Source organism: Streptomyces sp. NPDC102279, assembly GCF_044766365.1.
Lineage (GTDB): Bacteria > Actinomycetota > Actinomycetes > Streptomycetales > Streptomycetaceae > Streptomyces.
The window spans coordinates 319076-336342 of sequence record NZ_JBIWLU010000006.1 but is presented as its reverse complement, the minus strand read 5'-3'; the positions used below and the strand labels follow the sequence as shown (position 1 = coordinate 336342).

Sequence of the window (17267 nt, the reverse complement as noted above, 5' to 3'; positions counted from 1 at the left end):
GTGCGGAAAACAGGAGGGTGTGGAATGGGTCAGGGCCAGCAGGAGAAGGTGGCGACGAGCCTCGCGGGAGCCGTCAGCGAGGAGATCAGCGCGTCCCTCGCCCCCGTCGACGCCGAACTGGAGCGCCGCTACCCCGGGGACCCCGGCACCCGCCAGCCCGTCCACACCGTGTACGTGCCCGGCGACGCGTTCGCCGCCGACACCATCCGCACCTGGGGCGACCGCGCCCTCGCGGCTCTCGACGAACACGCCCCCGACGCCGCCTCCTTCGCCGCGGTCCTCGGCCTCTCCGACGCACTCGCCGGGCCCGTGTACGACCGCGTCCGCGCCAAGCTGGAGCGCGAGCCCGTCGAGGACCTGCGCGTCGACTTCGAGGACGGCTACGGCCCGCGCCCGGACGCCGAGGAGGACGCCGCGGCGGCCCGCGCCGCCCGGCTCATCGCCGACGCCTACGAGAACGGCACCGCCGCCCCGTACATGGGCATCCGCATGAAGTGCATGGAAGCGCCGGTACGCGACCGGGGCATCCGCACCCTCGACATCTTCCTGACCGGCCTGATGGAGGCCGGCGGCCTGCCCGAGGGCCTCGTCCTCACCCTGCCCAAGGTGACGTACCCGGAGCAGGTCACCGCGATGGTCCGGCTCCTGGAGCAGTTCGAGAAGGCGCGCGGCCTGGAGCCCGGCCGGATCGGCTTCGAGATCCAGATCGAGACCAGCCAGTCCATCCTCGCCACCGACGGCACCGCGACCGTCGCCCGGATGATCCAGGCCGCCGAGGGCCGCGCCACCGGCCTGCACTACGGCACCTTCGACTACAGCGCCTGCCTCGGTGTCTCCGCCGCCCACCAGGCGAGCGACCACCCGGCCGCCGACCACGCCAAGGCGATCATGCAGGTCGCCGCCGCGGGCACCGGCGTCCGCGTCTCCGACGGCTCCACCAACGTCCTGCCCGTCGGCACCACCGAGAAGGTGCACGACGCCTGGCGCCTGCACTACGGCCTCACCCGGCGTGCCCTGGCCCGCGCCTACTACCAGGGCTGGGACATGCACCCCGGCCACATCCCGACCCGCTACGCCGCCGTCTTCGCCTTCTACCGGGAGGGCTTCGAGCAGGCCGCAGGCCGCCTCGCCCGCTACGCCAACCACGCGGGCGGCGACGTCATGGACGAGCCCGCCACCGCCAAGGCCCTCAGCGGCTATCTGCTGCGCGGCCTCGACTGCGGCGCGCTCGACATCGCGGAGGTCGCCCGAGCGACCGGCCAGACCCGGGCAGACCTGGAGGCTTTCGCGTCGCCGCGGCGGGGGGATCTGACGATCTCGGGTCAGTAGACCGTGGCGCGGTGCCTCCCCGAGGCGCCGCGCCTTCGGTGTGCCCGGTTCCGCGCCGTCGTCCTCAGCGCGCGGGGCGCAGTTCGCCCGAGCCGCGAGTGATGAGGCGGGTCGGGAGTTCGATCCGTTCCGGGGCGAGCAGGGTGCCGTCGAGCTGGCGGAAAAGGCGTTCGGCCGCGGTGCGGCCGAGGGCGGCGGCGTCCTGGGCGACGACCGTGACGCCCGGCTCCAGGAGGTCGGCGAGCTCGATGTCGTCGAAGCCGACGAGGGCCACGGGGCGGCCGCGTTCGGCGATCACGCGGACGACGGTCACGGTGACACGGTTGTTGCCGGCGAAGACCGCGGTGACGGGGGAGGGGCCCGAGAGCATCTCCTCGGCCGCCTCGCGCACCCGCTGCGGATCGGTGACGCCCAGGGACATCCAGCCGTCCTCGACGACTATCCCGGCGTCCTCCATGGCGGCCCGGTAGCCCCGCAGACGCTCGGCTGCCGTGTGGATGCGCGGCATGTCGCCGATGAAGCCGATGCTGCGGTGTCCGTGCGCGATGAGGTGGGCGACGCCGTCGCGTGCGCCGCCGAAGCTGTCGGACAGGACGACGTCGGCGTCGATCCTCCCGGCGGGGCGGTCCACGAAGACCGTGGCGACGCCCGCCTTTATCTCGGGCTCCAGGTAGCGGTGGTCGTCGCCGGCCGGGATGACGACCAGGCCGTCCACGCGGCGTGCGCACAGGGCGAGGACCAGTTCCTGCTCGCGGTCCGGGTCCTCGGCGCTGGAACCGTTGATCAGCAGCGCCCCGTGGGCCCGTGCCACCTCCTCGACCGCGCGGCTCAGCGGTCCGTAGAAGGGGTCGGCGAGGTCCTCCAGGACGAGACCGATGCTCGCGGTGCTGCCCTTGCGGAGCACCCGGGCACTGTCGTTGCGCCGGAACCCCAGGGCGTCGATGGCCTCCTGGACGCGCCGCTCGGTGTCGGGGGTGACGCCGGGCTCGCCGTTCACGACACGGGAGACCGTCTTCAGGCCGACTCCCGCACGCGCCGCCACGTCCTTCATGGTCGGACGATTGCCGTAGCGGTTCTCGGATCGGCGGGCGGTCTCGGCCACGATGTGCTGTCCTGTCCTGTCGTCCACGGGGATGCGTAGGTCCATGGGGTTGTATGAGGATGTGGCGTCGAGCATAGAGCCTGGACAACGTTGTCAGATGCGAGAGACACTGTCCACCGCAATCTCCGGCCTGCGCCTTCCCCAGGGCGCACGGTTCCCGTCGTCCGCGGACGCCTGCCGCGCGGCGAACGACGGGGCCCGATCCTGCTCGGTTTTTCGGCCTGAGACACGCACCTGGACCCGCGGCGCGGCGGGTCCGTCACGACACCCCATGGGAGATCTGACTCTGATGCACACCGACCTCGTGGCCGCGCTCGACATCGGCGGCACCAAGATCGCCGGAGCGCTGGTGGACGGCCACGGCCGGATCATGCTGCGCGTGCAGCGCGCGACGCCCGCGCAGGAGGACGGCGACACCGTGATGCGGGCCGTCGAGGACGTGATCGGCGAGCTGTCCGACTCCCCGCTGTGGAGCAGGGCCGGTGCCCTCGGTATCGGCAGCGCGGGCCCGGTCGACGCCTCGGCGGGCACGGTGAGCCCCGTGAACGTGCCCGGCTGGCGCGGCTACCCGCTGGTCGAGCGGGCCGCCAAGGCCGCCGGAGGGCTGCCCGTCGAGCTGATCGGCGACGGCGTCGCCATCACCGCGGCCGAGCACTGGCAGGGCGCTGCCCGCGGTCACGACAACGCGCTGTGCATGGTGGTGTCCACCGGCGTGGGCGGCGGCCTCGTACTGAACGGACAGCTGCACCCCGGCCCCACCGGCAACGCGGGTCACATCGGGCACATCAGCGTCGACCTGGACGGCGATCTCTGCCCCTGCGGCTCCCGCGGCTGTGTCGAGCGCATCGCGAGCGGCCCCAACATCGCCCGCCGTGCGATGGAGGGCGGCTGGCAGCCCGGTCCCGACGGTGACACCTCGGCCGCCGCGGTGGCCGAGGCGGCCCGTGCGGGCGATCCGGTGGCCGTGGCCTCCTTCGAGCGGGCCGCGCAGGCGCTCGCCGCGGGAATCGCCGCGACCGCGACCCTCGTGGAGATCGACATCGCGGTGATCGGCGGCGGCGTCGGCAAGGCCGGTGACGTGCTGTTCACCCCGCTGCGCAAGGCGCTGGCCGACTACGCGACGCTCTCTTTCGTCCAGCGGCTGACCGTGGCGCCCGCGCTGATGGGTACGGACGCCGGCCTGGTCGGCGCCGCCTCGGCCGCGCTCACACGGAAGGCGAGCACGGCCGCGGCCCGCGTCTGACCGTCGTGGTCCCGTCGCCGGGACCACGACGCCCTTCTCATACGGGAGTTGGGCCCGGCAGAGCGGCGGGCCTCAGCAACTGAGCTGCGCGTCGGCCCAGTCCGCGTGGTCCGAGTCGATGCCGTCGCCGCCGTCCGTGACGACCAGCCGGACCACCTGGGCGCCGGTCACGTCGGCACTGAGGGGCCGTGCGGGCATCGCGTTGGTGAGGACGTCGGTGGAGGCGACCTTCGTCCCGTCGGCCCAGATCTCGAAGGCGACGGTGCCCTTGGTGCCCTTCTCGTCGTCGAGACCGACGTCGGCGGTGACCCGCTCGCAGGCCGTGCCGGTGTAGTACTCGACCGTGCTCCCGGCGTGCACGCCCAGTCCTCGGGCGTAGGTCACGCCGCCGACGCTGAGGGGCCCTCCGTCGCCCGAGCCCTCCTCACCGTTGCTCGTGTTGCGCTCGACCGGCCCCCAGCCGTTGGTCGTGGAGAGCCAGGGCAGGTCCCCGAGTCCGGACGTGCCCGACGGCGGAGCCACCACCACGGAGGCCCGCACCGGCAGTTCGGCGTCGGCGACGATCCCGGTCGGCGAGCGATAGACCGTCTTCAGCGCGAGGTCGTACGACCCCGGCGCCGCCCCCGTGGGCGCGGTGACCCGCCACTTGGTGCGCAGGGAGCGCCCTGTGGGGAGCGAGGCCGCGGTCGTCGGTCCCGTCGCGGCGACCGTCCAGCCGGCGGGGCCGCGCAGGGTCACCGCCACCCGGGTCGCGGAGGTGCGCCCGAGGTCGGTCGCCGCGGACGTCAGCGTGGCCGTCCTGCCCGCCTCGACCAACGGGCTTCCCTCCAGGCCCAGTTCGACGGCCGGCGGGTTCTTGGCCCATGCCGGGTCCGTGGAGACCCGGACGAGCACGGTGCCGTGTGCCGGTACGGTGGCCGCGATCGTGCCCGCCGTGTTGGAGCTCCGGTGCCGCCACAGGTCGCGCAGTGTGTAGGCGTCCGCGTCGGGCAGCCCGACGGCGGCCGCGGTCGTCGCGATGCGCTGCGCCGTGCCCGACTCGTTGAACAGCGCCACCGTACGGCTGCCGTCCCGCATCTCCTTGGCGACGACCCAGCGTCCGTCCGCCGAGGAGACGACCGCGCCCTGCTTGCCCAGCGGGTCCTGGTCGACCGCGACGACCTCCTTGTTGCCGAGGATGTCGAAGGTCGCGGCGGAGGCGGTCCGCAGGTCGGAACCGATGAGCAACGGCGCCGCCATGACCGACCACATGGAGAAGTGCGAGCGGTACTCCGTGTCCGTCATGCCGCCGTTGCCGACCTCCAGCATGTCCGGGTCGTTCCAGTGTCCCGGTCCGGCGTACGGGGCGAGCGGCAGGTTCTGTTTGAGGATCGAGAGCATCGAGCCCCAACTGTCGCTGATGTCACCGGTCGTCCGCCACAGGTGCCCGACGTCCGTGGCCCACTCCCAGGGCTTGTTCTCGCCCCATTCGCAGATGCTGTAGACGATCGGCCGGCCCGTGGCCCGCAACGCGTCACGCATGGTGGTGTACCGCGATCTCGCGTCCACGCCCTGGTTGTTGCAGTTGTCGTACTTGAGATAGTCGACGCCCCAGTCCGCGAACTGCTGCGCGTCGCTGTACTCGTGGCCGAGGGCGCCGGGAAATCCGACGCTGTCGCAGGTCTTGGTGCCGGCGCTGGTGTAGATGCCCAGCTTGAGCCCCTTGGCGTGCACGTAGTCGGCGACCGCCTTGATCCCTCCCGGGAACCGCACCGGGTCCGGCACGAGCTTGCCGTTCGCGTCCCGGGACGGCAGCGCCCAGCAGTCGTCCAGGTTGACGTACTGGTACCCGGCGTCCTTGAGCCCCTTCTCCACGAAGAGGTCGGCGATTCCCTCGACCATCGCCTCGTCGAACTCGGCTCGGCAGTGCGTGGAGTTCCAGTTGTTGAAGCCCATCGGCGGGGTGAGGGCGAGCCCGTCCGCGGACGTGGGGGAGGCGCTCCGCACGGCGGGGGCCGCCGAGGTCGCACCGCCCGGCGCGGCGAGCGCGGGGCTGGTCAGGGCGGCCGCGCACAACAGTCCTGCGGCCAGCGCTCCGGCCACCGAGGTGCGGCCCGGGTGCGTCGCGCGCGTGCTGCGGGGTGTGGGGGTGGGGCGGGGTGTGGGGGTGGTGCGGGTGTGAAGGTGACGCATCGTTACGTTCCTCCGAACTCGCGACAGATGGAGTCTCTTCATGTCCGCGACAATGGTGCGCGTTTACGGTAGGACCTGTCGGACTCTGTTGGAAGGTGTGTGATCGCATCACTCGATGAGCCGAGGGTGCGCACCGCTCGCCACCGGGGCGCGACGCGGAAGGTCATCCACCCGTGACCCCCTCCCCGCCTTCGTAGTTGAACCGGGCATGAAGAAGCGCAGCATGCTCGCCATCGCCTCCCTCGCCACCGGGTTCGTCGTCGCGGCGATCACCCCGTCGCACGCCCTGGACGCGGACGCCCTGAGCGACCTCAACGTCAACGACACGCTCAGCGCCGTCGACCACACCGTCGGCAGCGACAGCCTGGCGGTCGACGAAGGGGCCCTGGGCGGCCGGAACGGCTGAACACCCGGACCTCCGGCGCCGGTGACCCCAGGGCGGGGGCACCGGCGCCACGCCGTCTGTGCCCCTCATCAGCGGCTGGTTTCCGTGGCAGGGTGGAGCGGGCAAGCCTCAGGGGGCCAACAGAAGAGGGGGAATCGTGATCGTCTGGATCAACGGTGCGTTCGGTGCGGGAAAGACCGCCACCGCACGGGAACTGATCGAGCTGATCCCGAACAGCACGCTCTTCGACCCCGAGGTCGTCGGGGGCGCACTCACGCACCTGCTCCCCGCCAAACACCTCGCCGAGGTCGGCGACTTCCAGGACCTGCCGATCTGGCGCCGGCTCGTGGTCGACACGGCCGCCGCGATGGTCGCCGAACTCGGTGGCGTCCTCGTCGTCCCCATGACCCTGCTCCGCCAGGAGTACCGGGACGAGATCTTCGGCGGACTCGCCGCCCGCCGAATTCCGGTGCACCACGTGCTCCTCGCCCCGGCGGAAACGATCCTGCGCGAGCGAATAGCCGGGCGCGAGGTGCCCCCGGAACCCGACGGAGAGACGCGTGTGCGCCAGTGGTCCTACGACCACATCGAGCCCTACCGGGCCGCGCTCGGCTGGCTCACCGCCGACGCCCACCCCGTGGACACCAGCGCGCTCACCCCGTACGACACCGCCGTCCGCATCGCCGACGCCGTACGCGCCGGCGACGCGCCCGTGTGCGACATCGTGCAGACCCCGGAACCCACCGCCGAGACGGTCGCCGCCGGGGTGCTCCTCTTCGACGAGCACGAACGCTTCCTGCTCGTCGATCCCACGTACAAGGCCGGCTGGGAGTTCCCCGGCGGGGTCGTCGAGGCCGGGGAGGCACCCGCCCGCGCCGGGATGCGCGAGGTCACCGAGGAGACCGGTCTCGTCCTGGACGAGGTGCCCACGCTCCTCGTCGTCGACTGGGAGTCACCCGCACCGCCCGGCTACGGCGGCCTGCGACTCCTGTTCGACGGCGGCCACCTCGACGAACGGGCCGCCCGGGGACTGCTGTTGCCCGGCCCCGAACTGCGCGAGTGGCGCTTCGTCACCGAGCAGGAGGCGGCCGACCTCCTGCCGCCCGTCCGCTACGAACGGCTCCGCTGGGCCCTGCGCGCCCGCGAGCGCGGCGCCGCGCTCTACCTGGAGGCCGGCGTCCCCCTCGGCTGACACCCCGGCCAGGGCCGTGACGAGCGGCCGGCCCCGCCGCAAGTCCACGGCAGAGTGGTGGGGTGACCCTTCCCGTGTCGAGCGGCCGTGATCCGGGCGGACCCCGGGCAACGGCTGCTCGTTCGGGGCCGGTTGGCGTGCCGCGTGCCTTCGGGGAGGACATGCGGAAGGCCCGCACCGTGTGGTGCGGGCCTCCGGTCTCGGCGCGTGGGTCAGCTCGCCGCGTAGTTCTGGAGGAACAGGGCCTCGGAGACCGACAGGCGCTCCAGCTCGTCCGGGGAGACACTCTCGTTCACCGCGTGGATCTGCGCCTCCGGCTCGCTCAGGCCGATGAGCAGGATCTCCGTCTCCGGGTACAGCGAGGCGAGGGTGTTGCACAGCGGGATCGAGCCGCCCATGCCCGACGCCTGCATCTGCTGGCCCGGGTAGGCGACGGCCATGGCCTCGGCCATCGACGCGTACGCGGGGCTGGAGGTGTCGGCGCGGAACGCCTGGCCCTGGCCGATCTGCTCGGTGCTGACGCGCGCGCCCCACGGCGTGTGCGTCTCGATGTGCGCCTGGAGCAGCTTCGTCGCCTCGCCGGCGTCCACGCCCGGCGGAACCCGCAGACTGACCAGCGCTCGCGCGCCCGCCTGCACGGACGGCGTCGCGCCCACGACGGGCGGGCAGTCGATCCCGAGGACGGTCACGGCCGGACGCGCCCAGACGCGGTCGGCGACGGTGCCGGAACCTATCAGCTCCACCCCGTCGAGCACCTTGGCGTCCTCACGGAACGCCTGGTCCTCGTACTGCAGGCCGTCCCAGACGGAGTCGCCGTCCAGACCGTCGACGGTCGTCGAGCCGTCCTGGTCGCGCAGCGAGTCCAGCAGGCGGATCAGCGCGGCCAGCGCGTCGGGCGCCGCACCGCCGAACTGTCCCGAGTGCAGGTTCCCTTCCAGGGTGTCCACCTGAACCCGTACGAGGGTCATGCCGCGCAGGGTCGCGGTGACCGTCGGGAGACCCGCCCGGAAGTTGCCCGCGTCGCCGATGACGACGGTGTCGGCGGTGAGCAGCTCCGGGTGCTCCTCGGCGTACCGCTCCAGACCGCCGGTTCCCTGCTCCTCGGAACCCTCGACGATCACCTTGACGTGCACCGGCACGCCGCCGTTCGCCTTCAGCGCGCGCAGCGCCAGCAGGTGCATGATGACCCCGCCCTTGCAGTCGGCGCTGCCTCGCCCGTACCAGCGGCCGTCGCGCTCCACCAGGTCGAACGGCGGGGTCGCCCACGCCGCTTCGTCCAGCGGCGGCTGCACGTCGTAGTGCGCGTACAGCAGAACCGTTTTGGCGCCCTCGGGGCCCGGCAGGTAGCCGTACACGGACTGGGTGCCGTCCGGGGTGTCCAGCAGGGCCACGTCCTCGAAGCCCTCGGAACGCAGCGCGTCGGCGATCCAGTTCGCCGCGCCCTCGCTCTCGCTCCTCGGATACTGGTCGAAGTCCGCCACCGACTTGAAGGCCACCAGCTCGGTGAGCTCCGCCTTCGCCCGGGGCATGAGCGAGGCGACGGTCTCGGCGACCGGATTCGACGACATGGGCACGCTCCTCGTAGGTCCGACGTTGTACTTCTGTGTACAAGTGATCGGTGATGCGTGCACACGTCCCGGTGTGCGGGACGGGTGCGCTGCCGATCCTCCCACAGTGGCCTGCGGCGATGCCCGCCGTAGGATGCGGGGGACAGGTGCGGCAGACGGCTGGACTGGGAGCAGTAGACCAACGTGAGCAGCGAGAACTCTTCGGCGGACGACGTGCGGCGTGCGGCGGACGACGGGCAGCAGGTGTGGGACGTCGTAGTCGTCGGCGCGGGGCCCGCGGGCGCCTCGGCCGCCTACGCGGCAGCGGTCGCGGGACGCAGCGTCCTGCTCCTGGAGAAAGCCGAACTGCCCCGCTACAAAACATGCGGCGGCGGCATCATCGGCCCCTCCCGGGACGCCCTGCCACCCGGCTTCGAACTGCCGTTCAAGGACCGCGTGCACGCGGTCACCTTCTCGATGGACGGCAGATTCGCCCGCACCCGGCGGTCCCGGCAGATGCTGTTCGGGCTGATCAACCGGCCCGAGTTCGACCAGCAGCTCGTCGAGTACGCCCAGAAGGCGGGTGCCGAACTGCGCACCGGCGCCACGGTGTCCCGTGTCGAGCAGCACGGCTCTGCCGTGCCGGACCGGCGCACCGTCGCCGTGGTCCTGCAGGGCGGTGAGACCGTGCTGGCGCGCGCGGTGGTCGGCGCCGACGGAAGCGCCAGCCGTATAGGGGCACACGTAGGGGTGAAGCTCGACCAGGTCGATCTCGGCCTGGAGGCCGAGATCCCCGTGCCGGAGACGGTCGCCGAGGACTGGCGGGGCCGCGTCCTGATCGACTGGGGCCCCATGCCCGGAAGCTACGGATGGGTCTTCCCCAAGGGAGACACCCTCACCGTCGGCGTCATCTCCGCCCGTGGTGAAGGCGCTGCCACCAAGCGGTACTTGGAGGACTTCATCGCCCGGCTCGGCCTCGCAGGCTTCGAACCGGCCATTTCCTCGGGTCACTTGACGCGCTGCCGCGCCGACGACTCGCCCCTGTCGCGCGGCCGGGTGCTCGTCTGCGGCGACGCGGCGGGACTGCTCGAACCGTGGACCCGAGAGGGCATCTCGTTCGCGCTGCGCTCCGGCCGGCTGGCGGGGGAGTGGGCCGTGCGGATCGCCGAGGCGCACGACGCCGTCGACGCCCGGCGCCAGGCACTGAACTACGCGTTCGCGATCAAGGCGGGTCTCGGCGTCGAGATGAGCGTCGGCAAGCGGCTGCTCGCCGCCTTCGAGCGCCGCCCCGGCTTGTTCCACGCGGGGCTCACCGGGATCCGCCCCGTGTGGAAGGCCTTCGCGGGGATCACCCGCGGCTCCACGACACTGGGCGAGATCGTGCGGTCGCGCCCGATGGTGGGGCGCGCCCTGACCGCTCTCGACCGGGCGCCGCAGGGCGTGGAGGCCAAGGACGCGGATCCCTCGGACGCCGAGGTCAAGGACGTCGAGCCGCAGAGCGCGGAGTCCAAGGGCACGGAGTCCAAGGGCACGGAGGGATAAGCGCGCCGGACGACATCAGCTCCCGACCGCGACCTTGAAGACGGGGTGGTCGGGGGCGATGCGGCGCAGCTCCTCGTCGGACGAGTCGGGGCCGACACCGCCGAAGAACACGCCGACCTCGGCCTTCCAGCGCTTGAGGTAGGCGCGCAGCAGCGGGACCTTGTCGTCGTCGGCGACCTCGACGGCGGTGAAGGTCTCCACCTTCTTGCCGAGGCGCAGCTCGCCACCGCCTGCCGCCCGCATGTTGTGCGTCCACTGGACGTGACCGCGGGGGGCCACGAGGTACTGCTTCCCGTCGACCGTGAGCAGGTTGACCGGCGTCGTGCGCCACTCGCCGCTCTTGCGGCCGCGGACGGCCAGCACCCGGGAACCCCAGACGCTCAGGCCCCGCCGGGTCGCCCAGGCCACGGCGCGGTTGAGGACGTTGACGGTGAACCAGCCCGGCTTCTGGACATGTGTCGACACGGTGACCCCTTGAGATCCATGGTGGGAGCGCCGCTCTCTTTTGTGAGCACTGCTCTCGCTTGAGGTAAGTCTGCCGGAGGTCGGTGATGGAATGCAAGAGCACCGCTCTCGTTTTTGTTCACCGCTCTCGTTTTGGAGCACCTGTCCTGGTGTGGAGCGGCGATCGCATCACGGAGCGCTGCTCTCGTTTGTGTGCACTGCTCTGGAAACGTGGGAGACTGCCCCACATGAGCACCGCACGAGGGGCACGCGCCCGAGCCAGGATCGAGGTCACCGCGGCCATCAAGGACGAGGCACGCAGACAGCTTGCCGCGGACGGCGCCGCGAAGCTGTCCCTGCGGGCCGTGGCCCGCGAACTCGGCATGGTCTCCTCGGCGCTCTACCGCTACTTCCCCAGCCGTGACGACCTGTTGACGGCCCTCATCATCGACGCCTACGACTCCCTCGGCGAGGCCGCCGAGTCCGCGCACGCCGCCGTAGGCGACGCCGGACCCCGAGAGCGCTGGATTGCCGTGTGCCTGGCGGCCCGGCGCTGGGCGCTGGATCATCCGCACGAGTACGCGCTCATCTACGGCTCGCCCGTCCCCGGCTACGTCGCGCCGCAGGAGACCGTGCCGGCCGCTTCCCGGGTCGGTCTGCTGCTGATCGGCGTGGTGCGGGACGCGTACCGCGGCAAGGGCGTTGCGCGGACCAAACTGTCGGCGGAGCTGACGGCCGAGGCGCGGCGGATGTCGGCGGATCTCGCGCCCGACCTGCCGCCCGACGTGATCGTGCCGCTGGTCGCCGCGTGGGCGCAGCTCCACGGGCTGATCGGTTTCGAGCTGTTCGGCCAGTTCAACCGGGTCGTGGAGGACCGCGAGCCGTTCTTCCGGCAGGCGGTGGGCCGGCTGGCGCACGACGTGGGGCTCGTCCATCCGGAGCCGGGCACCATCGCCTGAGGCGCCCGAGGCAAGGCATCCGGCGCCGGGCCGTACCCGGCACTGGCCCGGCACCGGCCCGGCTCCCGTCGTGTTCCGGCACGCCGTGCTCCCGTTCGGGCTTCGCGCCGTACTCCCGGGGGAGTACGGGTGATCACCTCGCCCGGCGGACGCCGCCGGTGTGCCCCGCCGTCTAGCGTGACGGTCATGGAAGAGCAGCGCACGCCCGTGGCCCCGGCGGGGGACGGTCCGCCGCGGCGGCACGGGCCGCCCGGGTGGGACCGCTGGAGCGAGGAGGAGCGCGGGGCGCGGTGGCCTTGGCGTTCCACGCTGCTGCTTACGGCCTTCGTGCTGCTCGGTTCGACCTTCGCCGCCCACGCCCAGCACGGCGACCGGGTCGGCCTGGACGTCTTCGCGCGGGTGCTGCTGGTGACGGGCTCCGGTCTGCTGCTCTGGCGGCAGCGGTACCCGGTGGCGGTCGCGTTCGGCACGGCCGCGGTCGCCCTGATCTACGTAGCCGCGGGCTACCCGTACGGGCCGGTCTTCCTGCCTGTCGCCGTGGGCTGTTTCAGCGCGGTCGTCGCGGGCCACCGCAGGGCCGCCTGGACGGCGATCGGGCTGCTCTGGGCCGGGCATCTGCTGGTGTCCCACTGGTTGTACCGCTGGTTGCCGCCGACGGGGGACCGTCCGCCGTCCTGGACGCAGGAGGTCGGCGTCGCGACCTGGGTGGTGGCGGTCGTCGCGCTCTCGGAACTGGTCCGGGTGCGCCGTGAGCAGTGGGCCCGTGAACGGGCCGAGCGGGCGCAGGCGGCCCGGCGCCGCGCGGACGAGGAACGGCTGCGGATCGCCCGGGAACTGCACGACGTACTCGCCCACAGCATCTCGGTGATCAACGTCCAGGCCGGCGTGGGTCTCGCCCTCCTCGACTCCGACCCCGCGCAGGCGCGGACCGCGCTCACCACCATCAAGGCGGCCAGCAAGGAGGCCCTGGGCGAGGTCCGCCAGGTGCTCGACACGCTGCGCGCGCCGGGCGAGGCACCGCGCACTCCGGCACCCGGACTCGACCGGCTGCCCGAGCTGGTCGAACAGGCGGCGCGTGCCGGCCTGACGGTCGATGTCCAGGGGGAGGTTCCCCCGTCGGCGCCCGGTACCGACCTGGCCGCGTTCCGCATCGTCCAGGAGGCCCTCACCAACGTCGTGCGGCACTCGGGGTCGCGGCACGCGCGCGTGCGGCTCGATCACGCGCAGGGCGTGCTGCGGCTGCTGATCGACGACGACGGACCGGCCACCGGCGCGGACGCGGGCGGCAGCGGCAACGGACTCGCCGGGATGCGGGAGCGGGCGGCGGCCCTGGGTGGCACGATCGAGGCGGGACCGCGCGACGACGGAGGCTTCCGTGTGCTGGCGGTGCTGCCGTGGAAGGCCAAGGAGGACCGGTGATCCGCGTACTGCTCGCCGACGACCAGTCGTTGGTCCGGGCCGGGTTCAAGGCCCTGCTCGACGCGCAGCCGGACATCGAGGTGGCCGGAGAGGCCGCGGACGGTGAGGAGGCGTTGCGCACGGTGCGTGAACTGCGCCCGGACGTCGTCCTGATGGACATCCGGATGCCCGTTCTGGACGGACTCGCCGCAACCCGCCGCATCACCGGCGACGCCGTTCTGCGGGACGTGAAGGTGGTCATGCTCACCACCTTCGAACTCGACGAGTACGTCTTCGAGGCGATCCGTTCCGGCGCCTCCGGCTTCCTCGTCAAGGACACCGAGCCCGAGGAACTCCTGCGTGCGGTAAGGGCGGTGGTCGGCGGCGACGCCCTGCTCTCGCCCGGAGTGACGCGGCGGTTGATCGCCGAGTTCGCGGCCCGCTCGAAGGAACCCGAACCGGCCGCCTCGCTCGCCGAACTCACCGACCGGGAGAGGGAGGTGATGGCGCTCGTGGGCATCGGGCTCTCGAACGACGAGATCGCCCGCCGTCTGGTCGTCAGCCCCCTCACGGCCAAGACCCACGTCAGTCGCACGATGGTGAAACTGGGCGCCCGTGACCGCGCCCAACTGGTCGTCCTCGCTTACGAGTCGGGCCTGGTGCGCCCGGGCTGGCTGGGCTGAGCGGCCGCGTCCCCGCCGGTGAAGCGGAACAGCACCGTGGCCACCCGGAGGGTGAAGAGGGCGACGGCCAGACCGCCGCCCGAGGTGACGAGAGCGCGTACGGTGCCTCGCGACAGGTCCAGGAAGAGGGCGGGTCCGGCGACGACCCCGAAGGCGACGGCGGCGACGAACGCCGCGCTGGCCAGGGCGTACCCGATCTCGACGGTGACGGCATCGCGGTCCGCCTGGGTGCGCCGCCCGCCCGCGTCGTCCGCGGCGGCGCGGCGATGGTCCATGGGGTCCCCGTCGTTGTTCATCCCCGGAGTCAACCGTGCGGTGCCCGGCGGAGCAAGGCTCCGCCGGGCACCGCACCGTTGACGTTCGGGTGAGGCCCTAGTCGCGGACGACCACGCGTTCCTGCTCCGCCGCGCTCGGCACGGACTGGGCGACGACGACGGACTCCTGCGGCCGCCGGGTGCGCAGGCCCGGGAGGGTGATGAGCAGGCCCGCGAGAGCGATGCCGGTCACCACCATGAGGCCGGGACGGTAGCTGTCCAGGACCGCCTGGGGTGAGGATCCTTCCGAGGAGTTCGCGGTGACGGCCGCGGTCACGACGGCGAGGAAGATCGCGCCGCCGACCTGGACGGAGGTGTTCAGGAGACCGGAGACCATGCCCTGCTCGTGGTCGTCGACGCCGTTGGTGGCCTGGATGTTGAGGGACGGGAAGACGAGGGCGCAGGCGGCACCGATCAGCAGCATCGTCGGCAGGATGACCGACGCGTAGACCGGGTGGAGATCGACGCGGAGGAACAGCGCGTAGCCCGCGACCATCAGGGCGAAGCCCGTCGCGATGAGCCGGGGGGTGCCGAACCGGTCGACGACGGCGCCCACCTTGGTGGAGGACAGCGCCACCAGAGCGCCGGCCGGCAGGAACGCCAGCGCGGTGTGCAGGGCCGACCAGCCCAGCAGCGACTGCATGTACAGCGTCACCAGGAACTGGAATCCGACGTACGAGCCGAAGAACGCCATCGCGCCGAGCTGGGCCCGGACCTGGCTGCCGGAACGCAGCACGCCCAGCCGGATCAGCGGGCTCGGGCTGCGCCGCTCGATGCCGACGAAGGCGGTGAGCAGGACGGCGACGGCGGCGAAGGAGAGCAGCGTGCGGGCCGATCCCCAGCCGGCCTCGGGTGCCTGGACGACGGTGAAGACGAGCAGCAGCATCGAGGCCGTCCCGACGACGGCGCCCGGGATGTCGTAGCCGCCGTGGTTCTTCTCGCGGTCGCTGCGCGGGATGAGCTTCAGGCCCACGAACAGCGCGACGAGGGCGATCGGCGCGGGAAGCAGCATGGTCAGCCGCCAGCTCGCCTCGGTGAGCAGGCCGGACAGGACGAGGCCCATGGAGAATCCGGTGGCCGCGCAGGTGGTGTAGATGGAGAGAGCGCGGTTGCGCAGCGGGCCCTCGGCGAAGGTCGTGGTGATGATCGACAGCCCCGCGGGCGCCGTGAACGCGGCACTCAGGCCCTTGATGAAGCGGCTCGCGATGAGCAGCGGTCCCGAGTCGACGAGCCCGCCGAGCACCGACGCCAGCGCGAAGACGGCGAGGGCCACCAGGAAGACCTGCCGGCGGCCGAGCAGGTCGGCGGCGCGTCCGCCGAGGAGGAGCAGTCCGCCGTATCCCAGGATGTAGCCGCTGACGATCCACTGGAGCGTCGAGGTGGAGAGGTCGAGTTCCGAACCGATGGACGGCAGGGCGACGCCGACCATCGACACGTCGAGGGCGTCCAGGAACATCGCGGCGCAGAGCACGAGCAGGGTTCCCCACAGCCGGGGGGTCCAGCGGTCCTGGAGGGTGGGACGGGTGAGCGGAGAGGTCATGGAGGAGAGATTACATGCACACGCATTCAATGCAAATGCATTTAATGACGATGCAACAAAGTGGATCGTTTGCTACGGTGCGGCCATGGCGGGGACGAATGCCGAGCAAGGGCTCGTGGACCAGTGGCGCGACATCCTCGCGGTGCATGCCCGCACGCAGTGCGAACTCGACCGTGAACTGCACCGGCACGGCCTGGGTGCCAGCGACTTCGAGGTGCTCGACGTACTGGCCGGGTGCGCGGCGGCGGACGGCGGTTCCTCCTACCGCGTCCAGGAGATCTCCGAGCGGGTCCACCTGAGCCAGAGCGCGCTGTCGCGCCTGATCGGACGGCTGGAGAAGGACGGCCTGGTGACGCGGGGGATGTGTGCGGAGGACCGGCGGGGCGTGCGCGTCTGCCTCACCGCCCGAGGGCGCCAACTCCACGGCGAGGTACTGCCGTTGCAGCGTGCCGTCCTCACGCGCATGCTGGCTGCCGGCCCGGCCGGCCGCCGCGACTGAGGCGCGGACCCGTCTCCCCCCGATGCCGGTCGGCGCCTCTCGCCCGGTGTCGGCCTGCCGAACGGGGCCACCGACGCAGGCCCGGTCCCGTACCGGCGTCGTCAGCTCCAGGTGATCCCGGACTTGTCCCGCCAGAGGGCGGCGAGCGAGGCGTCGCCGGTCACGCGCGGAAACGGCGCGCGGTTCCACAGTGCGAGGTAGAGGAGGGCGGCAGGTCCCGCCAGTTCGCAGTCGGCGGGCGGTGCGTCCGCCGCGGACCCGGCACGGTCGCTGACCGGTGCGTGATCCGACAGCCGTACGGTCCACACGGCCGTCGGTACGTCGGTCGCCGTCACCCGCAGCACCCGCGGCTCCTCGCTGCGCACCCTGCTCTTCGGGCGCCCGTGGAAGCCGCGCAACAGCTCGTCGATGCCGTCCACCGCGAACTCCGGTGCGATCGGATCCGGTTCACCGTCGCGCGCCGACGCGGCGTCGATCCGGTGCACGGTCGTCTCGTGCGCCTGACGGCGGGCCCAGAAGGCGAGTCCGGAGGGTGCGGGGAGGAAGCTCCAGCACTCCAGGTCCGGTGAGGCGCCGGCGAGCGTCTCCACGAGCCGGCCGTGCCCTTCGCGGAACCAGGCCAGGAGATCGTCGCCGTCCAGGTCGGGCAGCCCGCCGTCGGGGTGGTACGAGGTGTGGCCCTCGGCGACGAATGCGGTGGCCCAGCGGTGGACCATGCCCGTGTGCCGCACCAGATCCCTGATCTGCCACTCGGGGCAGGTCGCGACCTCGGCGTCGACGCCCGCCGCCTCGGCGGCATCGAGCAGCAACCGGCCCTCCCGGTCCAGGGTTTCCACGTGCTCCGCAGTCTTCATGCGGCGAGTGTGCCCGATGGAAGGTGGTCGAGGGAGTGCGTGAAGGGCATGCTGCGGGGTGCGG

At 72.1% G+C, this 17267-nt stretch carries 16 protein-coding genes; 9 read left to right on the top strand and 7 right to left on the bottom strand.

What is annotated here, in order from left to right; translation table 11 throughout:
- The first annotated feature begins 24 nt into the window (after positions 1–24).
- The gene (locus ACIRQH_RS17065) at positions 25–1329 is read left to right on the top strand and encodes a DUF6986 family protein (protein WP_388870416.1); all 1305 of its coding nucleotides are present in this window, start codon (positions 25–27) and stop codon (positions 1327–1329) included.
- 64 nt (positions 1330–1393) lie between these two features.
- Here the strand turns inward: ACIRQH_RS17065 and ACIRQH_RS17060 are convergent, their stop codons facing one another.
- Positions 1394–2476, bottom strand: coding sequence for a LacI family DNA-binding transcriptional regulator (locus tag ACIRQH_RS17060; protein ID WP_358816670.1), 1083 nt, complete (start codon positions 2474–2476; stop codon positions 1394–1396).
- Positions 2477–2720: 244 nt separating this feature from the next.
- Here ACIRQH_RS17060 and ACIRQH_RS17055 point away from each other — a divergent pair, with 244 nt between their 5' ends.
- Positions 2721–3674 carry an ROK family protein gene (locus ACIRQH_RS17055; RefSeq protein ID WP_388933561.1) on the top strand — a complete coding sequence of 318 codons (954 nt, stop codon included), beginning with the start codon at positions 2721–2723 and terminating at the stop codon, positions 3672–3674.
- 72 nt (positions 3675–3746) lie between these two features.
- On the opposite strand, the gene ACIRQH_RS17050 is transcribed toward ACIRQH_RS17055, so the two are convergent.
- The gene (locus tag ACIRQH_RS17050) at positions 3747–5846 is read right to left on the bottom strand and encodes an NPCBM/NEW2 domain-containing protein (RefSeq protein WP_404226442.1); all 2100 of its coding nucleotides are present in this window, start codon (positions 5844–5846) and stop codon (positions 3747–3749) included.
- Between the two features lie 208 nt (positions 5847–6054).
- Between ACIRQH_RS17050 and ACIRQH_RS17045 the strand changes: the two genes are divergently transcribed.
- Complete coding sequence (locus ACIRQH_RS17045) at positions 6055–6252, top strand: hypothetical protein (protein WP_358816669.1); 198 nt, start codon at positions 6055–6057, stop codon at positions 6250–6252.
- Between the two features lie 133 nt (positions 6253–6385).
- Positions 6386–7423, top strand: coding sequence for an NUDIX domain-containing protein (locus ACIRQH_RS17040; protein ID WP_404226584.1), 1038 nt, complete (start codon positions 6386–6388; stop codon positions 7421–7423).
- Between the two features lie 212 nt (positions 7424–7635).
- On the opposite strand, the gene ACIRQH_RS17035 is transcribed toward ACIRQH_RS17040, so the two are convergent.
- Positions 7636–8991 (bottom strand): dipeptidase, encoded by a 1356-nt coding sequence (locus ACIRQH_RS17035; RefSeq protein WP_404226440.1) that lies wholly within the window; start codon positions 8989–8991, stop codon positions 7636–7638.
- A 183-nt stretch (positions 8992–9174) separates the two neighbouring features.
- On the opposite strand from ACIRQH_RS17035, the gene ACIRQH_RS17030 reads away from it, so the two are divergent.
- The gene (locus ACIRQH_RS17030; protein ID WP_404226438.1) at positions 9175–10512 is read left to right on the top strand and encodes a geranylgeranyl reductase family protein; all 1338 of its coding nucleotides are present in this window, start codon (positions 9175–9177) and stop codon (positions 10510–10512) included.
- A 15-nt stretch (positions 10513–10527) separates the two neighbouring features.
- On the opposite strand, the gene ACIRQH_RS17025 is transcribed toward ACIRQH_RS17030, so the two are convergent.
- Positions 10528–10977, bottom strand: a complete 450-nt coding sequence (locus ACIRQH_RS17025; protein WP_358816666.1) for a nitroreductase family deazaflavin-dependent oxidoreductase — start codon at positions 10975–10977, stop codon at positions 10528–10530.
- 227 nt (positions 10978–11204) lie between these two features.
- On the opposite strand from ACIRQH_RS17025, the gene ACIRQH_RS17020 reads away from it, so the two are divergent.
- From ACIRQH_RS17020 to ACIRQH_RS17010, 3 genes are all read left to right on the top strand, one after another.
- Complete coding sequence (locus ACIRQH_RS17020) at positions 11205–11915, top strand: TetR/AcrR family transcriptional regulator (RefSeq protein ID WP_404226436.1); 711 nt, start codon at positions 11205–11207, stop codon at positions 11913–11915.
- Between the two features lie 186 nt (positions 11916–12101).
- The gene (locus tag ACIRQH_RS17015) at positions 12102–13334 is read left to right on the top strand and encodes a sensor histidine kinase (protein ID WP_388933418.1); all 1233 of its coding nucleotides are present in this window, start codon (positions 12102–12104) and stop codon (positions 13332–13334) included.
- Positions 13331–13996, top strand: a complete 666-nt coding sequence (locus ACIRQH_RS17010) for a response regulator transcription factor (RefSeq protein ID WP_358822771.1) — start codon at positions 13331–13333, stop codon at positions 13994–13996. The genes ACIRQH_RS17015 and ACIRQH_RS17010 overlap by 4 nt, the downstream gene beginning before the upstream one ends.
- Here ACIRQH_RS17010 and ACIRQH_RS17005 read toward each other — a convergent pair.
- Both ACIRQH_RS17005 and ACIRQH_RS17000 read right to left on the bottom strand, forming a co-directional pair.
- Positions 13957–14292, bottom strand: coding sequence for a DUF6332 family protein (locus ACIRQH_RS17005; RefSeq protein ID WP_388870393.1), 336 nt, complete (start codon positions 14290–14292; stop codon positions 13957–13959). The two genes, ACIRQH_RS17010 and ACIRQH_RS17005, sit on opposite strands and share 40 nt — an antisense overlap.
- A gap of 76 nt (positions 14293–14368) precedes the next feature.
- Positions 14369–15850: an MFS transporter gene (locus tag ACIRQH_RS17000; RefSeq protein ID WP_404226433.1), complete on the bottom strand. Its 1482-nt coding sequence runs from the start codon at positions 15848–15850 to the stop codon at positions 14369–14371.
- Positions 15851–15935: 85 nt separating this feature from the next.
- On the opposite strand from ACIRQH_RS17000, the gene ACIRQH_RS16995 reads away from it, so the two are divergent.
- Complete coding sequence (locus ACIRQH_RS16995) at positions 15936–16349, top strand: MarR family winged helix-turn-helix transcriptional regulator (protein WP_388870390.1); 414 nt, start codon at positions 15936–15938, stop codon at positions 16347–16349.
- Positions 16350–16450: 101 nt separating this feature from the next.
- Here ACIRQH_RS16995 and ACIRQH_RS16990 read toward each other — a convergent pair whose 3' ends face one another.
- The gene (locus tag ACIRQH_RS16990) at positions 16451–17203 is read right to left on the bottom strand and encodes a maleylpyruvate isomerase family mycothiol-dependent enzyme (RefSeq protein WP_358820460.1); all 753 of its coding nucleotides are present in this window, start codon (positions 17201–17203) and stop codon (positions 16451–16453) included.
- Between the last annotated feature and the right edge of the window lie 64 nt (positions 17204–17267).

Bases quoted from the DNA above. Each gene is read 5' to 3' on its own strand.
- ACIRQH_RS17065 (WP_388870416.1), top strand. From the start codon at position 25: ATGGGTCAGGGCCAGCAGGAGAAGGTGGCGACGAGCCTCGCGGGAGCC.
- ACIRQH_RS17060 (WP_358816670.1), bottom strand. From the start codon at position 2,476: ATGGACCTACGCATCCCCGTGGACGACAGGACAGGACAGCACATCGTG.
- ACIRQH_RS17055 (WP_388933561.1), top strand. From the start codon at position 2,721: ATGCACACCGACCTCGTGGCCGCGCTCGACATCGGCGGCACCAAGATC.
- ACIRQH_RS17050 (WP_404226442.1), bottom strand. From the start codon at position 5,846: ATGCGTCACCTTCACACCCGCACCACCCCCACACCCCGCCCCACCCCC.
- ACIRQH_RS17045 (WP_358816669.1), top strand. From the start codon at position 6,055: ATGAAGAAGCGCAGCATGCTCGCCATCGCCTCCCTCGCCACCGGGTTC.
- ACIRQH_RS17035 (WP_404226440.1), bottom strand. From the start codon at position 8,991: ATGTCGTCGAATCCGGTCGCCGAGACCGTCGCCTCGCTCATGCCCCGG.
- ACIRQH_RS17020 (WP_404226436.1), top strand. From the start codon at position 11,205: ATGAGCACCGCACGAGGGGCACGCGCCCGAGCCAGGATCGAGGTCACC.
- ACIRQH_RS17015 (WP_388933418.1), top strand. From the start codon at position 12,102: ATGGAAGAGCAGCGCACGCCCGTGGCCCCGGCGGGGGACGGTCCGCCG.
- ACIRQH_RS17005 (WP_388870393.1), bottom strand. From the start codon at position 14,292: ATGAACAACGACGGGGACCCCATGGACCATCGCCGCGCCGCCGCGGAC.
- ACIRQH_RS17000 (WP_404226433.1), bottom strand. From the start codon at position 15,850: ATGACCTCTCCGCTCACCCGTCCCACCCTCCAGGACCGCTGGACCCCC.
- ACIRQH_RS16995 (WP_388870390.1), top strand. From the start codon at position 15,936: ATGGCGGGGACGAATGCCGAGCAAGGGCTCGTGGACCAGTGGCGCGAC.
- ACIRQH_RS16990 (WP_358820460.1), bottom strand. From the start codon at position 17,203: ATGAAGACTGCGGAGCACGTGGAAACCCTGGACCGGGAGGGCCGGTTG.